Annotated in this window: 18 protein-coding genes; 13 read left to right on the top strand and 5 right to left on the bottom strand. The window is 44.5% G+C overall.

Going from position 1 to position 19,393, the window contains the following annotated elements; genetic code table 11:
* The first annotated feature begins 57 nt into the window (after positions 1-57).
* The 3 genes from EII32_RS01585 to udk all read left to right on the top strand — a co-directional run bounded on the left by EII32_RS01585 (position 58) and on the right by udk (position 2,378).
* Positions 58-1,095 carry an endonuclease/exonuclease/phosphatase family protein gene (locus EII32_RS01585; protein ID WP_125233709.1) on the top strand — a complete coding sequence of 346 codons (1,038 nt, stop codon included), beginning with the start codon at positions 58-60 and terminating at the stop codon, positions 1,093-1,095.
* A gap of 6 nt (positions 1,096-1,101) precedes the next feature.
* Positions 1,102-1,668, top strand: coding sequence for a uracil-DNA glycosylase family protein (locus tag EII32_RS01590; RefSeq protein WP_125233710.1), 567 nt, complete (start codon positions 1,102-1,104; stop codon positions 1,666-1,668).
* A 92-nt stretch (positions 1,669-1,760) separates the two neighbouring features.
* Complete coding sequence (gene udk, locus EII32_RS01595) at positions 1,761-2,378, top strand: uridine kinase (protein WP_125233711.1); 618 nt, start codon at positions 1,761-1,763, stop codon at positions 2,376-2,378.
* A 667-nt stretch (positions 2,379-3,045) separates the two neighbouring features.
* Here udk and EII32_RS01600 read toward each other — a convergent pair.
* The 3 genes from EII32_RS01600 to EII32_RS01610 form a co-directional block, all read right to left on the bottom strand.
* Complete coding sequence (locus EII32_RS01600) at positions 3,046-3,555, bottom strand: ecotin family protein (protein ID WP_125233712.1); 510 nt, start codon at positions 3,553-3,555, stop codon at positions 3,046-3,048.
* 182 nt (positions 3,556-3,737) lie between these two features.
* Positions 3,738-4,370 (bottom strand): hypothetical protein, encoded by a 633-nt coding sequence (locus tag EII32_RS01605; RefSeq protein WP_125233713.1) that lies wholly within the window; start codon positions 4,368-4,370, stop codon positions 3,738-3,740.
* Positions 4,371-4,623: 253 nt separating this feature from the next.
* A complete protein-coding gene (locus EII32_RS01610; RefSeq protein WP_233582280.1) occupies positions 4,624-5,064 on the bottom strand; it encodes a copper resistance protein NlpE N-terminal domain-containing protein in 441 nt (146 codons plus the stop codon).
* 209 nt (positions 5,065-5,273) lie between these two features.
* On the opposite strand from EII32_RS01610, the gene EII32_RS01615 reads away from it, so the two are divergent.
* The 10 genes from EII32_RS01615 to EII32_RS01660 all read left to right on the top strand — a co-directional run bounded on the left by EII32_RS01615 (position 5,274) and on the right by EII32_RS01660 (position 17,303).
* Complete coding sequence (locus EII32_RS01615) at positions 5,274-6,725, top strand: sodium:solute symporter (RefSeq protein WP_125233807.1); 1,452 nt, start codon at positions 5,274-5,276, stop codon at positions 6,723-6,725.
* A gap of 113 nt (positions 6,726-6,838) precedes the next feature.
* Positions 6,839-7,225, top strand: a complete 387-nt coding sequence (locus EII32_RS01620) for a YARHG domain-containing protein (RefSeq protein WP_233582281.1) — start codon at positions 6,839-6,841, stop codon at positions 7,223-7,225.
* 12 nt (positions 7,226-7,237) lie between these two features.
* Positions 7,238-8,113, top strand: coding sequence for a M15 family metallopeptidase (locus EII32_RS01625; protein WP_199741375.1), 876 nt, complete (start codon positions 7,238-7,240; stop codon positions 8,111-8,113).
* Positions 8,114-8,256: 143 nt separating this feature from the next.
* Entirely contained in the window at positions 8,257-10,005 is a 1,749-nt protein-coding gene (locus tag EII32_RS01630) for a DNA polymerase III subunit gamma/tau (RefSeq protein ID WP_125233716.1), read from the top strand.
* 52 nt (positions 10,006-10,057) lie between these two features.
* Positions 10,058-10,579: a histidine phosphatase family protein gene (locus tag EII32_RS01635; RefSeq protein WP_125233717.1), complete on the top strand. Its 522-nt coding sequence runs from the start codon at positions 10,058-10,060 to the stop codon at positions 10,577-10,579.
* Between the two features lie 15 nt (positions 10,580-10,594).
* On the top strand, positions 10,595-11,197 hold the full coding sequence (locus EII32_RS01640; protein ID WP_125233718.1) for a hypothetical protein: 603 nt from the start codon (positions 10,595-10,597) through the stop codon (positions 11,195-11,197).
* The gene (locus tag EII32_RS01645) at positions 11,160-13,790 is read left to right on the top strand and encodes a hypothetical protein (protein ID WP_125233719.1); all 2,631 of its coding nucleotides are present in this window, start codon (positions 11,160-11,162) and stop codon (positions 13,788-13,790) included. Before EII32_RS01640 ends, EII32_RS01645 begins: the two co-directional genes overlap by 38 nt.
* Before the next feature lie 150 nt (positions 13,791-13,940).
* Positions 13,941-14,729, top strand: coding sequence for an acid phosphatase (locus EII32_RS01650; protein ID WP_125233720.1), 789 nt, complete (start codon positions 13,941-13,943; stop codon positions 14,727-14,729).
* A gap of 51 nt (positions 14,730-14,780) precedes the next feature.
* Entirely contained in the window at positions 14,781-15,935 is a 1,155-nt protein-coding gene (locus EII32_RS01655) for an OprO/OprP family phosphate-selective porin (RefSeq protein WP_125233721.1), read from the top strand.
* Between the two features lie 78 nt (positions 15,936-16,013).
* Positions 16,014-17,303 (top strand): histidine-type phosphatase, encoded by a 1,290-nt coding sequence (locus tag EII32_RS01660; RefSeq protein ID WP_125233722.1) that lies wholly within the window; start codon positions 16,014-16,016, stop codon positions 17,301-17,303.
* Between the two features lie 329 nt (positions 17,304-17,632).
* On the opposite strand, the gene EII32_RS01665 is transcribed toward EII32_RS01660, so the two are convergent.
* Together EII32_RS01665 and EII32_RS01670 are read right to left on the bottom strand one after the other, a co-directional pair.
* On the bottom strand, positions 17,633-17,875 hold the full coding sequence (locus EII32_RS01665) for a hypothetical protein (RefSeq protein ID WP_125233723.1): 243 nt from the start codon (positions 17,873-17,875) through the stop codon (positions 17,633-17,635).
* Between the two features lie 376 nt (positions 17,876-18,251).
* Complete coding sequence (locus tag EII32_RS01670; RefSeq protein WP_125233724.1) at positions 18,252-19,271, bottom strand: hypothetical protein; 1,020 nt, start codon at positions 19,269-19,271, stop codon at positions 18,252-18,254.
* Positions 19,272-19,393 lie beyond the last annotated feature (122 nt).

The following is a 19,393-nucleotide window of genomic DNA, read 5'->3' on the forward strand; positions in this document are numbered from 1 at the left end:
ACTTTGCGCCCGAACTTTAAAATCGTGATTTGGACGAAGAAAAAACAATATAAACTTATGAGGAAAATCTTAATATTTTTGTTATGTATTGCGGCGGTTGCCACATACGGTCAGAAGCAATTCCGTGTTTACGGAGTGGGGTTCTACAATCAGGAAAACCTGTTTGACACCTGTCACGACGAGGGGAAAAACGACTACGAATACCTGCCTGCGGGTGCGAACCGCTGGGGCGAGATGAAATATAAGAACAAACTGCGCAACATGGCACGTGCGCTGGCAGACATGGGAACCGACATGTTGCCGAACGTGGGATGTGCAGTGATAGGTCTGTCCGAGGTGGAGAACTCGCGTGCTCTCGACGATCTCGTGGCTCAGGAGCCTTTGCGCGCACGCGGATATAAATATGTTCATGTTGAAGGACCCGACCGGCGAGGAGTGGATTGCGCAATGCTTTATAACCCTGCGTTGTTCGAACTGCGTGACTACAAGTTGATACCGTATGTGCAGGAACTGGAAAAGGACAGCGCGTTCTTTACAAGAGGTTTCCTCACGGTAAGCGGCACGATGGCAGACGAACATGTGGCAATAATCGTGTGCCACTGGCCGAGCCGTTTCAGCGAGTCGTTTTACAGAGAATCGGCAGGGCGACAGGTACGCGTGGTAAAGGATTCGTTGCTTCGAGAAGACCCCAATGTGAAAATCATGGTAATGGGAGACATGAACGACGACCCCATGGACAAGAGCATGACCGTGGAACTCGGAGCCAAGGCAGAGATGTCGGAGGTGGGGCCGGAAGACATGTATAACCCTTGGTACAACACTCTCGCCAAGAAAGGGCAGGGGACACTTAGTTATCAAGGCTCGTGGAATCTCTTCGACCAAATCGTGGTAACGCCAAATCTCATCAAGGGAACGCAGAACAAGGATTACTCTACACTGACGTTCATGAAGCATAAGATACAGTTGCGCGACTACTTGATGCAGGACGAAGGGAAATACAAGAGAACTCCGAAGCGCACGCATGCAGGCGGGGTGTGGCTGAACGGATACAGCGATCACCTGCCGGTGGCAATATATCTCGTGAAAGAGAAATAGAAAATCATGGACTCCGAGAAACATCCGCTGCAGCCGTTCATTCCTGACGGAGCACGGTTGCTTATGCTCGGCAGTTTTCCGCCGGCACGCCACAGGTGGTCTATGGAATTCTTCTACCCGAATTTCCAGAACGACATGTGGCGCATCTTCGGATTGTTCTTCTTTGCCGACAAACTACATTTTGTTGACAGCGAAGTAAGAACTTTCCGCCGTGAAGAAATCGTATCGCTGCTGCGAGAAAAAGGCATCGCGCTGTACGATACTGCCGTGGAGGTAAGGCGTACACGCAACACCGCATCTGACAAAGACCTTGAAATAGTGATGCCAACCGATCTCGACAACTTGATGAGCGGCATGCCGGCACTTGAGATGGTGGTGACAACGGGACAGAAAGCCACCGAACTGTTCGCGGAAAATTTCAACATTCCGCAACCGAAAGTGGGTGAGAGTGTGTCTTTCTGTTTTGACGGTCGCCAAATCATGCTTTGGAGAATGCCAAGCAGTTCGAGAGCATATCCCATGAGAGTGGAGAAAAAAGCGGAAGCATACGCAAAAGTTCTGTCAAGGCTTTAAACGGCATACCGGCGACACACCCACGGAGCAAGCCTGTCGTTACTGTCGAATAACCATTGTAAAACTTAATCAATCTTGTCAATAATTACCTTATGACCATAATAGGAATTGCCGGAGGAACAGGATCTGGAAAAACCACCGTAGTAAATAAACTTGCCTCTGCACTGCCTCCGCATTATGTGGCAGTGGTACCATTGGACTCCTACTACAACGACACGACAGGAATGACCGACGAGGAGCGGCGCGCCATAAATTTTGACCACCCCGACGCATTCGACTGGAAACTACTGATAAAGCATGTCAACGAACTGCGTAACGGAAATGCAATCGAACAGCCGACATACTCGTATATAATGAGCAACCGGCTCGAGGAGACCGTGCATGTGGAACCGAGACCGGTGATTATCATCGAGGGTATCATGACGCTCGTCAACCGTAAGTTGCGGGACATGATGGACCTGAAAATTTATGTCGATACCGATGACGACGAACGCCTCATACGCAACATTCAGCGAGATGTGGTGGAGCGCGGACGTACCGTTGACATGGTACTCGACCGCTATCTCAAAGTGTTGAAACCCATGCATGAACAGTTCATAGAACCTTCTAAGAAATATGCCGACATCATAATACCGCAGGGAGGAGAGAACCTTAAGAGTATTGGCATACTCTGCAAATATATCGAGGGCATAGTTCCACAAGGGCTGTGAGTCTCAGATAAAATACAGAAACAGAATTCCGTAAATACTAAATCCCGTCTTGTTCGTTTGTATTCCACTTGCAAACGGGCATTTCTTGTTAGGTCTTTACATCGGAATACCCCGATTCGTGATAATATTGAAAGACATACTTGATTATCATGTCAATCGGAAATACCACATGCCGTATTGAACATACAATAACATTGCTCCGATTCGGGATAATCAATTTAAAAAGACATGTGCTGTCGTGTCATCTTATCAACATTAACAATATCATTGTAAATATCAGTGCGGTCGCAATTTCGGCGGTTTTGTAGTTCAATTTCGCCGAAATTGAACTACAAAACCGCCGAAATTGCTTTTCAAGATGCCACAAAATGGAAACAAGGAACGTAGAGTTGTGAAAAAATAATGGTAAAACTTCCGTTGAAAAATTACGAAATACGCATCGGAGGCGTGCCTATGCATACAACATATAAAATTATTTTTAATACCTGCTTGTTAAAATATTTTAGCAGTGCAAGGATAAAGCAATGTTACCTCGCTTTATCCTTGCTTGTCAATCATGCAATTTTGTTATTTGCATGGTATTGTTATTTATGCAACAGTCATATTATTGTTTCCGTCTTTTTTGTGATGTTGTCGAAAAAAGACTATTGCAATATTTCAAAATATTTTATTGCCGCGGAATATCCGTAGTCTCGCCGGCCGTCCATATTCTATATTTCAACTCATATCCCAAAGGCATATAGACAATAAAAGGTAATTTCCTGTTGTAGTCTATTGTAAGAGATTCGCACCTCACGAACTCTTCGTGCATGCTGCCTTCGGCGCACAGCATCTGCGTACTCCATATTTCACCATTTGTTGTAAAAGTGTAGTAAGGATATCCGTATCCGTTGAGAATCTTTTCTTCTATTGTTCCCATCAATACGTGTTTGTTACAGTCAACCAACATTGTCTTTCCGACAATAAGTTCAACACGAAGATTCTTACTATCCGTTGTGTCGTAGGAGCAGGAATCGGGCAGGTGGAACACCACCATATTCTGAGACTTGTCGGGTAACGGAAAAACTTTCAAGTCTATTTCGTCATTTACACGTTCCACCTCTTGGCTGTATTGTGCATGTGCTTTTATGAAACCTGCAATTAAGCATGCTGTTAAAATAAATTTGTTGATTCTCATTTTTAATATAAAACTAAATTGATACTATAAAAAATAACTGTTGCGAAACATTTAGCATGATATTTCCAATCTTTTTTATTATTTACGTCTAATTGTCCTGCATATATAGGGAAAAGTATGCATTAAAGGTTTGTAAATGCCTTTGTCTGTTGGCAAAGTTTTCCCGTAATGTCTCTAAGAAATTACATTATTAGCACTTTCTTGCCATTGACGATGTAAATACCATGTTCCGGATGTTCTACACGGCGTCCCTGAAGATCTTGAAAAACGGTAATTCCGGATTTTCTTTCGGCCTCAAGTTCAACAATGCCTGTATTAACTTGTTTTTTGCCCTTAAAGACATGTTCCAAGATGCTTTTTTTATATATTATTGAAAAGTGAAACTCTAATGTCTTGTCTGTATTTATATTACTTTTTTCATTTGGTATAAGGATTGTCAACAAAACTTTGTCTTTCCCGTCTTTGGTTTCAAAAAAATTTTCTATATTACTGTTCTGTTCAATTTTCCATATACCGTTTTCAAAAGTAAAAAAGTTTTCCGGCAATATGATGTCTTTAAAAGAAAAATTATCGATTGTGTAGTCTTTCAAGATAATCTTGGCAAAGTTGTTCTGTTCTTCAGAGATTTCTATACGAATCTTTTTGGTTGTACCCGGTGTTTGATTTTCTCTGTTCAAATCAGATATTATAGTTGTGGCTTCCCCCTCGTAGATGCCGTATGTTTGTGAGATGTCGCTTTGAGCAACTGCGGCTGATAATGGCAGGAATGCTAAGGTAAGCGAAAATAATGCTTTGATGATGCTGTTTGATTTCATATTCTAAATTGTTTTTTAAAAGAAACTTTACTTGGCATGGACATGTTACCTGTTGTGTAACATACTACACTTCTTCCATGTAACGAACGTACCGACTGAAAAACAAATGTAAGTATATAGACAATTATTATTTTTGAACATTTACTTACCTGTTTATTTTTGAGTATCCTAATTTTAATGTTTTTTTAATTATGCCAAGTTCATGAAACTAATAATTAAGAGGAGGTCTGTCCCCCTCTTGTATGGTACGATTTTATTTTTTCTTCAAATCGTAACTAAGTTTTGTTGCAGACTCCTCAAATTCAGTATTGACCATACGGAGTGTGCTGTCACCCACGACTTTGAATATTTCCTCAACATTCTTGTCTGTGTCAGTAAACTTGTAGAAAGTGTTTTCTTGCCCGTCTAAAGTTTTCTTTACCGTTTCCATAATTCCCGTTCTTTGATAAGTCTTATCCTTTCCATTCTCTGCGGACAGATAAGTGCAAGTAAGACGGTAACCATTCGAAGAATCGTTTGCCAAGGCAATTTCATACTTAATCCCCGGACTGTCTGCAGCAGGGACAATTCCTTCAAAATAAGTAGAATCTGTTGATGAAGATTCAGTTTTTTTCGTAGTGGCAGCAGTGTCTTTCCCTGTCTGACTGCAAGCTGCGAAGAACAATGGTATTAATGCCAACAATGTTAATTTCATTCTCATTTGCATAAATATAAAAATATAAAATATAAAATTTGGAATGCAAATATAGACCTTTTCTGTATAATGACAAAAGAAAAGTATGGGAAATTAAGTTTTTTTGGGCTCTCTTTACTCTTTGTAATATCTGTTTGCCATGTCCGTTACAAACATTATTACAGAATATGTTCCAAGTTTCTTTATAAATGAGTAATTTTGCAGTCGCTATGATAATAATGATTACCATTCTTGCATATATCGGGGTGCTTATGTTGTTCAGTAGACTGACTGCAAAGCGTTCGGACAATGACACTTTCTATCGCGGCAATCGTCGTTCGGCGTGGTACATGGTTGCTTTCGGCATGGTTGGTGCCAGCATCTCCGGCATAACGTTCGTATCGGTACCAGGAATGGTTATGACTACACAGATGACATACATTCAGACATGCCTTGGTTTCATTTTCGGATATATTGCCGTGGCGTTCATTCTTTTACCGGTATATTATCGTCTGAACCTCACTACTATTTATAGTTACCTCGACAGGCGGCTCGGCAAAGGGGCATATAGAACCGGTTCTTGGTTCTTTCTGTTGTCAAAGATGACCGGTGCGGCAGTAAGGTTTTATGTTGTTTGCATAATTCTCCATAGATTTGTACTCTGTCAAATGGGAGTTCCTTTCGTAATAACGGTAACTGTAATGGTGGGAATGATATGGCTGTACACGCGACGCGGAGGTATAAAGACACTCGTGTGGACCGACACGTTTCAGACTGTTTGCATGTTCACTGCTTTGCTACTTATTATATATAATGTTATGGGAGAACTCGGTTTAGGAATTGGCGATGCAGTGAGGGCTGTTGCTGCCGATGAACACTCACGCATGTTTGTTACAGACGACTGGGTTTCGCGGCAGAATTTCTGGAAACAGTTCTTTAGTGGCATATTCATCGTTGTCGTTATGACCGGTCTCGATCAGGACATGATGCAGAAAAATCTTACATGCAAAACACTGCGAGAGGCGCAGAAAGATATGTGTACCTACGGACTGGCATTCGTTCCGGTAAATATTTTGTTCATGTCTCTCGGCATATTGTTGATGATGTTGGCACAGAAAGAGGGAATGCCACTACCTGATACCGGAGACGAACTGCTGCCCATGTTTGCCGCTTCCGGATTATTGGGAAACTCGGTTGTGGTGCTGTTTACGATAGGTATCGTGGCAGCATCGTTCAGTTCGGCCGACTCGGCACTCACTGCCATGACAACGAGTTATTGTGTGGATATTCGTGAACGTAAGGACGATGAAAAATTGCGCAGAAAGACACATCTTGCATTGGCAGTTGTTTTTACCGTTGTTATCCTCGCTGTTGACGGTGTAGGCAGTTCTTCGGTCATTGATGCCATTTATGTGTTGTGTTCATATACATACGGACCGCTGCTCGGACTGTTTGCTTTCGGACTGCTCACGCGCCGACCGGTGAACAATCGGATTGTGCCTTATGTGGCAGTGGTATCTCCTATACTGTGTTTTGTCATGGACAAGATTGTTGGTTCGACAGTCGGATACCGCTTCGGTTACGAACTGCTCATGCTGAACGGAGCAATGACTTTCGCAGGACTGTGGCTCGGTGGAAAAGGAAAGCAGAGGAGTTGTAAAAACAAGTGTGTTAATGAATAATAAAAAATGGTGTCGAGACAAAATTATTTGTATCTTTGTGTGCGATATATAATGTAATATACACAAATCCTTTAAAATTAACGACTATGAATTTATCGAAAAACAAAAAGTCTTTGACGCTTATCTTATTGTCGGCATTGTTGACATTGACAGGAATCAACGAGGCAAAGGCACAAGTACCTTCAATTCCACGCAAGAATCGCACCACAACACAGCGCAGTAAAAGAAACTACAGCAACAACATCGTTTGGGGAACACAGTATGACTGGTTGTCAACACGATATGTTACTTATGATGATATATGTGAAATGGACAGGGGGCAGGTAAGGGTTTTGAAAAACTCCATATATGCACGGCATGGAAGGCGATTCAAAGATTCGGAATTACGAGAGTATTTCAACTCGCAGACATGGTACAATCCATGGCGCAATGAGGTGCCTGCACGCGAGTTCAACAAGTATGAGAATTACAACATCACATTCCTGCACAGGTATGAATAAACTTTGAAAATAGTGAGAAAAATATTATCACTCATGGTGGCAACACTGGTAATTGCATCAGTGTTTGCCGTAGGTTTTGGCTGTAATGAGAGAAAGACAGGAGTGGAAATACCGGGGACAGTGACTGGAAATACGGTAGATTCAAAGGTTGGGAAAACCAATGTTAAGGAATCGACGGGAATACCCCCGGGAGCAATGGCACTTATAGAGGCTTATCCCGATTTCATTGAAGGTTACCGCGACAACAAAATCGTCTTCAAAGATGGCAGCGAAATGATATACGATGACGGCAGAGAGAAATCATTCGAGCAGAAACTTGACGATGCCGACATTGAGGATATGTTCTCGTTCCGTTATGAAATGGATACTTGGATACCGGGATTCCAACAAGACGCAGGACGCAGTCGCAACGAGGCATTGTTCAAAAAAATGTACGGTAAATCGGCTGCGGAGGTACGAAAGCATCTTGTCAAAGTGCCTTGGTTCGGGCAGAACGTGTTGTTCACAACGGTAAACGGGGCGGCAGAGCATCTTAAGGCAGTGCGGGACGAACTTGCAAAACACCCCGGACTGAAAGCTTATTTCAAGTCGGAAGGCTCGTTCTATTGGAGACAGGTGCGAGGAGCAAAACGGCAGAGCGCACACTCATACGGCATGACAATAGACATCGGTGGCAGCTACAAGACATACTGGCTGTGGGCAAAATCCGGTGCAAGGGAGACAGACAAGATTCCCTACAAGAACAAGATGCCGCATGAGATAGTGGAGATATTCGAGAAGCACGGCTTTATATGGGGCGGACGGTGGTATCACTACGACACAATGCACTTCGAATATAGGCCGGAGATATTACTAATGGAAAAGTATAGGAGAAACAGAGACAAGTAGAAATTAAGAAGAGTTTTTAGGAGTCAAGAAATTAAGACAACAAAATCTTTATATTTACAAAGGTTTTGTCCTAATTTCTTAACTCCTAAAAACTCTCCTCGTTTCCTGAATAATCTGTTCTTGAAAATATAAAATAAATATAAATGGAATATATAGTTTCAGCCAGAAAGTACCGTCCGATGTCGTTCGACACCGTGGTGGGGCAGCAGGCACTTACCACAACGCTGAAGAACGCGGTGAGAAGTGGAAAACTTGCACACGCCTATCTATTCTGCGGACCGCGCGGAGTGGGAAAGACTACATGCGCAAGAATATTTGCAAAGGCAATCAACTGCGGACACCCTACGCAGGAAGGCGAGGCGTGTGGGGAATGTGAGAGTTGCAATTCTTTTATGGAACAACGCTCTTACAACATATTCGAACTCGACGCGGCAAGCAACAACTCGGTAGAGAACATCAAGGCACTTATGGAACAGACACGCATTCCACCACAGGTGGGTAAGTACAAAGTGTTCATAATTGATGAGGTACACATGCTGTCAACGGCAGCATTCAATGCTTTTCTAAAGACTCTCGAAGAGCCGCCGGCACATGTAATATTCATTCTTGCAACAACCGAGAAGCACAAGATATTGCCTACAATCATATCGCGTTGCCAGATATACGATTTCGAGCGCATGACAGTGAGGAACACCGTTGAACACTTGAAGATGGTTGCAGAGAAAGAAGGAATCAAATATGAGGAAGAAGCGTTGGAGGTAATTGCCGAGAAAGCCGACGGAGGTATGCGCGATGCACTAAGCATATTCGACCAAGCGGCATCGTTCTGTCAGGGAGATTTGACTTACCGGAAGGTTATAGAAGACCTGAACGTACTCGATGCCGACAATTATTTCCGGGTAATAGACCTTGCACTTGAAAATAAGGCGTCAGACATCATGGTATTGCTGAACGGCGTACTGGCAAACGGTTTTGACGGAGGAAATTTCATAACGGGACTCGCAAAACATGTAAGAAACGTGATGATGGCAAAAGACCCGCAAACGGTGGGGCTGCTCGAAACAAGCCGGCGACAGGAAGAGAAATATGCAGAGCAGGCGAAACGCTGTACGCCGGATTTCCTTTTCAAGGCTTTGAAGATTATGAACCGGTGTGACGTTAATTATAAGCAGAGCACCAACAAACGTCTGCTTGTGGAGATTACTCTTATAGAAGTGGCACAGATAACACAAGAGGAGGACATTCCGGGTGCGGGGCTGCGCCCCCGAAGATTGAAATCCCTGTTCCGAAAATTATTTAATCAACCCTTGTCACAACAAGCGGCAGAGCAGGTGGCTGCGACAAGGGAAAGAGAAAATAACACGCTTGATTACAGACAACCGCAGGTAATAGCCATGCAAAATGTTGCAAGGTCTAACAAACCTTTGAAACTGAATGAACTCGGTCACTCATTCCGAAAACTGAGAAAAAGCACCGACACTCTTTCTAATATCAAAGAAGAGGAGGAAAATGTTGATACCGGTGAACATAAGTCTTTCACGGAAGAAGAATTGCAGTCGGTGTGGTATGCCATGTGTACACGCATGCCGCAGCATCTCACGGGAACCTCGGCACGCATAAAGAATTTGATTCCGCGCATGACGGAGTTCCCGAAAGTGGAGGTGGTGGTTGAAAACCAACTGCTGCTCGACGATATAATGAAGATTAAGGGGAACATTCGTGCAACACTCGTTCGCGACTTGAAGAATGACGACATAACCATTTCGTTTAGAAAGGCGGAAAGAGAAGAATTGGGAAAAGTAATGACCCGACGGGAGCAATATATCGAACTGACCGAGAAAAACGATGCCGTTGCCAAAATGCAGAAAGCATTAGGGCTTGAACTTGTATGAAATGCACTGCGGCATACTTATTGTTACATTGATGGTTAAATAAAAAACAGAATTGGAGAAAACAAGCACTACTTTGATTCTTGCACGACATGGCGAGACTTTCGACAACGAGAACCGGATAATGCAGGGGCAGACGCAGGGCAGATTGAACAAAATAGGGATAGAGCAGGCAAGTAAATTGGCTGCAGAAATGAAAGAACGGCATATCGATGTCTTTGTTTCGAGCGATTTGAACCGTGCCGTTGAGACATGCCGAATAGTGGCAGAACAACACGGAATGCCGGTTGTTACGACACCGTTGCTGCGCGAACGCGACTGGGGAGCCTTCACGGGGCGGTTCATACCGGATATAAAAGACGAGCCGTTTCCGGAAGACGTGGAGCCGCTCAATAGCATGCTTCACCGTGCTCAGCGTTTTCTTGACTTCATAAGCGGGCAATATCGCGGCAAAACCGTATTTGCCGTGGGTCACGGTATAATAAACAAAGCCATTCAGGCACGTTATCATAACAGACAGATGAAAGACATAGAGCCAATGTATAATGCCGAAGTGCGTACTCTCCTATTGCCTTGACCGGCTGATACCAATTTGAAAGAATACAATTTATACATAAATAGTGTACCATTCTATATACAAAAAATCCGCTCGTGTATTCCGGCTTTCCTATGGATAGCCACATTTTTTCTGCTCGGTGCTTGTGACCGTAAAGATAATACGAAGACTCTCTCGGAGATGGAATACCATTACAACGAACGGCTATCCTCTCTTTCTGCCGATGGCAAGGGCTATTGGGTGGGAGGTGAGACGGGTATCGTATGGCATGTAGATGAGCAAGGCAGACATCGCCATGCCACGGGATTGGATCGCATATACGATGTCGTTCGCGATCACCGGTCTCCTTCCAAGGTGTGGATAGCTTCACGCAATGCCGGATTGCAACTCTGGCAGTTGGCAGGAGACAGTATGATACATCGCAAAACCTATACCATTCCATGTAAGGGCAATCGCTATTCGCCATACGATATAGAACTAACAGACAGTCGGATATTCGTGGCAACATCTCAGGGATTGTATGGAATGACAACCGGAGACGACGAACCACAACTTAAACGTATCTATCCATCGGCCGACAATACCGGACAGAAAGAGGGTATTGCCCTATCCGGTAAGTCATCTTTGTCTTGTCGATGACGAATATCTGTTTGCTGCCACTCACGAAGGTGTTGTATGTCATTCCTTAAACAACGGTAAGACCACTTTAAGGCATGAGGGCTTTCGTGCAAATGCCTTGTCTGTATGCGACGGAAAGATATATATTGTATTTGAAAACAAAATGATAGTGGAGAATCCCGACGGCAGTTCCGTGCAGGAATATCCGCTACCTGCTGTTGCACAAGCATTCTACAAGGTTGGTAATATGCATTATTTCGTCTCGCCATCGTGCATACGTCTTTCTGCCGATCTGAAGAATTTTACCTCCATTCCGTTGCGCCATAATATCCCGGGCACCTCGCATAATTCCGTGTTGCCCGATGACGGTAACGGATTCTCGCTGATGATAACCGACAATGCCGTATGGAAGATACCCCACCATTTGGGTGTGTTCAATGGCGATGCACCCGTATTGTCGTCTTGTTACAGCGAGACCGGTTTTTACTATCTTAACAATCGCAACGAACTCTTCATTCAGTCGGGCGGCAAGGGTTATGCAAAGAAAATCTATGATTTCTCAACAGACAATGCTCCAACCGACATTTGCGCCATAGGTAATACCATTTACTACTGCAATGCCAATAATAAACTATATTGTGCCGACTTTGGCAGTTCGCACCTTATCAACGAACTGTTTGTGCGACCGAAGACTATATATCAGTCGGGGACACGCATTACGGCAATGTCTGCCGTGTCGGCGACAAAGAAAATCCTTTTAGGTCTTCAGGACTTCCTTCTAAGTATAGATACCCGGACAGGACATGTTGATACCCTGCAACAAATTAACAATAAGTATGTCACTGCCATAAGCCATGTTCCGCATAGCGAAGACATTTATGTCTCGACGCTCAACGATGGCATCTTCTGCCTTTCGGGAGACGAGGTATATCCCGTCAAGGATACAGAGCGTTACGCTTTCATACACGACCTGCTGGTAAACAATGGCTACGAGCGAAACATTCTCTTTCTTACAAATCACAAGTTGCTTTCTTTGGGAGCCGATTCCATAGAAGCCAATGGCAACAAACGGCTGTTCCTCGTCAACGACAGCATTATCTATACAATTCCCGAAGCCGGCGTGCATAAATACATTGTCAGAGGAAAGAAACTGAAAGACTGTGGCGTGTTATATGCCGACATTAGGTTTAATGCCCGTGCCGGCTTTGTGAGAAACAACCGGCTCTATCTCGGTTCCGACCTTGGCATGGCCGTTCTTTCTCCGTCTAATGAGAAGGAATTGGAATGGATTACTTTCGATGACAAGGTAGTGAATATGCAGTTCATATTGTTAATAACATTGGCAGTTATACTTATTGTTGCCTTATATTTCTTTTCGAGGCATCGCCGTCATCGCTCGCAGAAACGCCAGTTACAGGCTCGCATCGATGATCTGCGCCGGCGTGCGGAAGGTTTGAACGCCATGCTTGCCCGGCTCGATGAGAAAGGGAAGACCTCCATTGCCGACATAAACGGCAGTATAGACCAAATAGACATCAATACAACTAATATCGTAAGAACAAACGAACAGATAAAGCAAATCTCTGACCGCATTATGCGTCTCAATCGTGATACCGCTTTGCAGATGGTGAAGGTTATCGACCGCCAGATAGAGGAGATACGAGACACCGGCTTTTATGAACGGACACTGCTTGTAAAGGAGTCTGAACGGGCGCGGAACTCCGAAGATGTTGACTTGATTATAAGTCAGAGCAGCCGAAACGAACTATGGTTGAACCATGTACACGACCTTGAGGAGCGTATTCGGAAATTCCGCCTCTCCACAGATGGTACAATGACTTTGCCGGGCATCAACGAACAAATAGCCGTCCGCCTCGACAAAATTACCGAGGACTGCCATCATAAGCCGTTGTCGGAAGTACATGCCGATTTCATCACCATCAGACAGGAGTACGAACAAATATTCTCAGACAAGGCATTGGAAAGTGTACGGCAGTATATCACCACAACCCGAAATGCTCTGAAAGACCTGCGGAACTACCATTACGTCGTTGCAGAACTGGCAACAGAATTGGAGCATATAGAGAAAGAAATAGATGTGCGCGACCGTATCATCATGTTGCGCACACTGCATGGCATAGACGAACGCCTGAAACAAATACGCCTGCTTGTCAGTCTGTACGACCTTATGCAAGAGTATGCTTGTAAGCATAATGCCGTGGTAAAAGAAAACGAAGCACGGAGAATGCGCAAGTTTGAGTCGAAACTATTCGACGAGATAAGCATGGCTGCCCGTGATACCACAAGCCGGATTGCTTCCTGCATCGTTCAACTTTATGATAGTTTCTGTCAGACCGACCGCGAGGTGATGGAAGAGATACTGCGATTCAATGGTTCGGGCAGTCAGCAGGTAAAAGTATTGATGCTCCTTTTGGCCGATCCCAAGGTTAAACGCACACTGCTGCCCGGCATGATAGGTGTGCTGGGCAACCTCAATCCCGTTATCAGCCGTCTCTATCATGGCAAGATAGGAGAAAACTTGGGCTTGCTGAAAGCCTACTGCGATAATAATCCTTATACAATGATTTATTATTTGTTAAAACTTGTGGAATAATTACTTCGCTTATTATCAGAGTTTTAAGGTAGTTGCATTTGCTTATTTTTAGAAAATAACAGAATGCAACTATCTTTTTTATGCCTTTTATCATATCTTTGCATCAGTGAAAACGAAACAATAAATTAAAAACCTATTAAATTTTAACTTATGACAAAGAAAACTATTTTTGTTGCATTGCTGACTTTCCTGTCGGTATCAACATTTGCACAGACAACTACCAAGATTAAGGATGTACGTACTAAGCCCGACCTTTATTTCCTGCAAGAAGGACAACAGGCAAGTTCTCTCGATCTTCTTCCACCGCCTCCACAGCCGGGAAGCGTTCAATTTCTCTACGATGAGGCACAATATCATTGGGGAAAGATGCAGCGAGACACACCACGCGGCGATCAGGCGGTAGCCGATGCCCGTGTAGGTGGCGATGGCGTACCTAAGGCTTTCTCCGAAGCATTCGGCATAACAATAAGCAAGGAGACAACGCCGGAAATCTATAAACTTGTGCTTAATATCCGTGAAGATGCCGGCGACCTGTCTACACGCGGTGCAAAGAAGCACTATATGCGTGTTCGTCCTTTCGCTTTCTATAAAGAAATGACTTGCAACCCAGAGCAGCAGCAGGAACTTTCCACCAACGGCTCTTATCCTTCCGGTCATACGGCTATAGGCTGGGCAACGGCACTTGTGCTTTCTGAAATCAACACAGATCGTCAGAACGAGATTCTTAAACGCGGGTATGAAATGGGGCAGAGCCGTGTCATCTGTGGATACCACTGGCAAAGCGACGTGGATGCAGCACGTATCGTGAATGCGGCAGTTGTGGCACGCCTGCATGCCGAGCCGGCTTTCCAAGCACAGATGGAGAAGGCTAAGAAAGAGTTTGCCAAACTCGTAAAAGAAGGTAAGGTGGCAAAGAGCACTTTTAATGCAGCTGACTAACAGCCGCCTTTTAACATCACCATACTCATAAGAAACAAATTTATCTGAAAGATGAAAAGAATTATCGCAATAACGGCATGTGGCTTAATGGTCGGTGCAGGCGCATTTGCCCAGAGTGAACCTACTTTGGAAACAAAGGTTTCCGGTCGTATCCTGATGGATGTGGGTGCCATGCACAACACCGACAAGACACTGAACGCAAAGTTGAACGATGGTGTTGCCATACCCGATGCCCGTGTAGGCTTCAGTGCAAAGTATGGCAACTGGAAAGCGAAAGTGGATGTGGGCTATGCACGTCAGAAATTATCGTTGAAAGACATCAACATAGATTATAACTTCAACAAAGAAAACTTGGTTCGTATGGGTTACTTTGTTCACCAGTTCGGTTTGCAGAGTGCCACTTCCTCAAGTTTCAAGATTTCCATGGAAGAACCCGAAGCCAACCAAGCCTTCTTCAACAGTCGTTTGCTTGGTGCGATGTTAGTGCATGCAGGAGAGAAATTCCATGCCACGGCATCTGTATTCGCAGAGAACGACGCAATGAAAAATTCTACCGATAAAATCGGCAGCGAGGCATGGGGCGCCATGACACGCTTGGTTTTCCGTCCGTTGACTCAGCGTGGAAATATATTCCATGTGGGCTTAAGCGGTGCTTACGAGTCTCCGCGTTACAATGCAGACAATGCTCTGAACCACAAGAGTTATACTTTGAAAGCGACTTTCCCCACACGTATCGCCGATGTTGCCGTACAGAGTGCTACCATCACCGAGGCAAAGTCTCTGTGGAAGGTTTCCCCGGAAATAACCGCTGCATACGGCAATTTCGGTATTGAGGCACAGTATTTCTATGTTGCCATCGCACGTGAGAGCGGACTTCCCGACTACAATGCCTGGGGAGCATATACCAACCTGCGCTTCCTGCTGAAAGGTCAGGGCTATGCCTATACCAAAACTGACGCCGGTATCGCAACACCGGAACCGGGTTCGATGGAGTTGGTGGCATCCTACAACTACTCGACCTTGACCGATAAAGATACCAATATCTATGGTGGTAAGGTGCACGATTGGTCGGTAACTTTCGACTATTATATCAACAAGTATATGATTTGGCGCTTACGCGGTTCCATAACAAGGGCAACCGAGAACAAGGCATTCAACGACAACACTTTCTCCATACTTGAAACTCGCTTGCAGTTCAAGTTGTAAGGCATTAAATTTTCAAATTCGTAACTGGGACTTATCATCGTGTAAGTCCCGGTATTTTATAACAAAAACCTAAAAACAATGAGAAAACTTAATTCATTTATACTCCTTGTGACGTTGACAATGCTCTGTCCTTCATTTGCGTTGGCACAGATTCAGCGTACACAAGACTCTAAGAATAAGTATAAACTGAAAGAGGTTGTTATCCTCTCTCGTCACAATATCCGCTCACCGCTGTCAACAAACGGTTCCGTGCTTAGCAAAATGACTCCGCACGAGTGGACCGACTGGACGTCGGCTGCGAGCGAACTGACCATACGCGGTGGTGTGTTGGAAACCGAAATGGGGCAGTTCTTTTGGAAATGGACAGTGGCGGCAGGTCTCTTCAAAGAAAACTACGTGCCAACTGTTGATGAGGTTAACATCTATGCCAACTCCATGCAGCGTTGCATTGCCACGGCGCAATATTTCTCCGGTGGTTTTATGCCGGTAGCCAACCTGACTGTTCATCATCGTTTCGTACCGTCAAAGATGGATCCGATTTTCAATCCGCGCCTCACAAAGACCGGCGAAGCCTTCCGTGCAGAGGCAATGAAACAGATAAATGCAATGGGCGGTTCCGAAGGATTGACGGGCATCAACAAGCAACTTAAAGAAAGTTACGACCTTATTGCAGAGGTTTTGGATATGAAACAGAGCGAGTATTATAAGAAAGGAGAAGTGAAAGACTTCGTTTTCGATGATACAAAGATTACGCTCGAACTCAACAGAGAGCCGGGCATGAAGGGGGCTTTGAAGAATGCAAATTCTGCCAGCGATGCTTTTATACTGCAATACTACGAAGAGCCGGATGCCGTGAAGGCCGCTTTCGGTCATAGAATAAGCCGCGAGGACTGGACAAAGATTGCTAAGATTAAGGATGTCTACGGAGATGTGCTTTTCACTGCGCCCGTCGTCGCCGTCAATGTGGCTCATCCGCTGTTGCAGTATATGTTTGACGAACTGAACTCTGACGACAGGAAATTTACCTTCCTCTGCGGACACGACTCAAATATAGCCAGTGTCAATGCAGCCCTCGGTGTGGAAGAATATTCTCTGCCTAACTCTATCGAAAAGAAGACTCCCATAGGCTCCAAACTCGTTTTTGAGAAATGGACAGACGCGGCAGGCAAGGAATACATTGCCTTAAACATTGTCTATCAGAGTACAGACCAACTCAAGCAGATGTCTTTGCTCGATTTGCAGCATGCACCACAGGTGTTCTCGCTGAAATTGAAAGGACTCGGTCAGAACGCTGATGGACTTTATACTTTCGAAGATGTCAATGGTCGCTTTACGGAGTCAATCCGTGCATACGATGACATTAAGTAGTGCGAGTTCGCTCCGGCATCGTTGCATGTCGTTTTTCGTCAATGTATTCTTCGTGACCATAATGGCATAAGAATATGCCGGCTCGGATTAATAAATAATGAAAGACATAACCGTTTTGTGTCCCTGACTACATATCCGACAAATGTATCGGGCTTGTTGTCAAAGAAACATAAAACTCCCAATGCGGATATGATGTTCATTGCGAAACGATTTTCCGGAACGCCGTTTAGAATGAACTATTTACGCCTTTTATTGTACCGAACCGCAGTCTTATATCGAACAACAAAGCAATTCCGCCGATTTTGTATTGCAATTTCGGCGGAATTGCTTTACAAAATCGGCGATATTGTGACGCGAAAGGATGCCAAATGCGGACAAGTTGGAAATTGAACATGATACGAAAAGAAATTAATCCCCAATCGGTCATTAGAACCCTCAACCGGTTTTGTTCGATTGTTGAGCAGATGTGCAGCCGTTTCATCGAAGGCATAGCGGGCTACGTCGAGATGTAATGGCTGCACAGATGTCAGCAAACGGGCTAAAGCGGTTGGGAAGCGTAACTGCAATAGCAAATCTAAGCAAATGAGGTATAATGACCGATTTGGGTTAATTGATGTTTATGTCGGATAAAAATACTTTGAGCGTTCCAAAATATCATTTTCATGTTTTATCTTATAATTAAAATATTGAGATGTAACCTTTGAAGCAAATCTTTTCTAAATGTTTCATTGGAAACAGAATTTATGACATGTATTTCTTGTAATTTTGTCCCGAACATGGATATAAAAATACGTCCGGCAATGCGAATCGCCGGACGTTCGATTTGTTTAATATGTCTGTCTTGTTATCCTTACAATAAAAGTTTTTACTTTTTTCAATCGTTTTTCCTTTTGTTTTACCTGTTGAAGAACATATTCATATATTTTTATATGTTACATTTTAGCGTTTTTATCTGCGTCCTCCGAAATGGCCGCCTCCACCGCGTGGACCGTTGCCGAAGGATCTATTGCTGCCGCCGCTGTTGCTCGGACGGCTGAACGAACCGCTGCTTTGCGAACTACCTTGTCTCGGGCGGTCGAACGAACCGCTGCTGCGACTTGGGCTGAACGTGCCCGACGGACGACCCTGCATGCCGCGGTCGTTGTTGGGGCGGTCAAATTCTCCGCGTTTTGATGCGGTTGAACGTGTGCTGCTTTCGCGATATGAACCATCGTCGGAACGTCTTCTGTTCGTGAAATCGTCAAATTTTCTTTTTGTCGTAAATTCTTCTCTGCGTCTCCCGTTGGAAAAGTCGCCTCGGTTGTTCCAATCGTGCCGTCTGTCCATGTCTCCTCTACTGTATCCATCATCGCGTCTGCGTCCGAAATCTCCTCTGCGTCCATGACCTTCGTATGTGCGTCCTCGTCCGCTGTATCCTTCCGGTCGTCGGTTGCGGTAGTCGCCTCGGTCAAAACCATCGCGCATGCCAAATCCTCGTCCTCCTCGTCCGTATCTGTGGCTATAGCCCCATTCGCGACCTCTGTACCAACTCCTTCCGCCATTGTGCCGCCAACTGTGTCTGCCTCGATACGAATACCAGAAATCCGGATAACCGTAGTAGAAATAGGTGCGTTGCGGATAGCGGGCATATATACCGAAATGCCAATAGCCGGTGTCCCAATATAGAGGACGGTAGAAATATACAGCGGAGCGATATGTCCGGTACTGCCAGTCGAGAAGGATATACTCCAAGTCAAGGTTGCGCCTTGTCCAATAAATTCCGTAAAGGTCATCGCGGTGCTTTATGCTCAATAAATAGTCGAGGTTAATCTCGTATGCCGCTTCGTACTGATCCTCGGTAAGGTTCAATTCGTAAGCCATTTTGTCTGTCAGAAATAACGCTTCTCTTCGAGCCTGCTCATAACTCATAGCGTCGGCATTTGCAGCCATTGTCAATAGTACTGTAAGAGCGATGATAATCTTTTTCATATCTTTAATTTTTTAATTATCCGTATTGTTTTACGATGCAAAGAAACAATAAAATAATCATCAACGCAAAGGATTTTCCCTATCGACCGCAGGATTTTCCCTAAATGTAATTTTACGGTATT

This window comes from Prevotella sp. OH937_COT-195 (assembly GCF_003932845.1).
Classification (GTDB): Bacteria; Bacteroidota; Bacteroidia; order Bacteroidales; family Bacteroidaceae; genus Prevotella.

Bases quoted from the DNA above. Each gene is read 5' to 3' on its own strand.
- EII32_RS01605 (WP_125233713.1), bottom strand. From the start codon at position 4,370: ATGAAATCAAACAGCATCATCAAAGCATTATTTTCGCTTACCTTAGCA.
- EII32_RS01670 (WP_125233724.1), bottom strand. From the start codon at position 19,271: ATGAAAAAGATTATCATCGCTCTTACAGTACTATTGACAATGGCTGCA.
- EII32_RS01660 (WP_125233722.1), top strand. From the start codon at position 16,014: ATGAGAAAACTTAATTCATTTATACTCCTTGTGACGTTGACAATGCTC.
- EII32_RS01590 (WP_125233710.1), top strand. From the start codon at position 1,102: ATGGACTCCGAGAAACATCCGCTGCAGCCGTTCATTCCTGACGGAGCA.
- EII32_RS01650 (WP_125233720.1), top strand. From the start codon at position 13,941: ATGACAAAGAAAACTATTTTTGTTGCATTGCTGACTTTCCTGTCGGTA.
- EII32_RS01630 (WP_125233716.1), top strand. From the start codon at position 8,257: ATGGAATATATAGTTTCAGCCAGAAAGTACCGTCCGATGTCGTTCGAC.
- EII32_RS01600 (WP_125233712.1), bottom strand. From the start codon at position 3,555: ATGAGAATCAACAAATTTATTTTAACAGCATGCTTAATTGCAGGTTTC.
- EII32_RS01655 (WP_125233721.1), top strand. From the start codon at position 14,781: ATGAAAAGAATTATCGCAATAACGGCATGTGGCTTAATGGTCGGTGCA.
- EII32_RS01610 (WP_233582280.1), bottom strand. From the start codon at position 5,064: ATGAAATTAACATTGTTGGCATTAATACCATTGTTCTTCGCAGCTTGC.
- EII32_RS01615 (WP_125233807.1), top strand. From the start codon at position 5,274: ATGATAATAATGATTACCATTCTTGCATATATCGGGGTGCTTATGTTG.
- udk (WP_125233711.1), top strand. From the start codon at position 1,761: ATGACCATAATAGGAATTGCCGGAGGAACAGGATCTGGAAAAACCACC.
- EII32_RS01585 (WP_125233709.1), top strand. From the start codon at position 58: ATGAGGAAAATCTTAATATTTTTGTTATGTATTGCGGCGGTTGCCACA.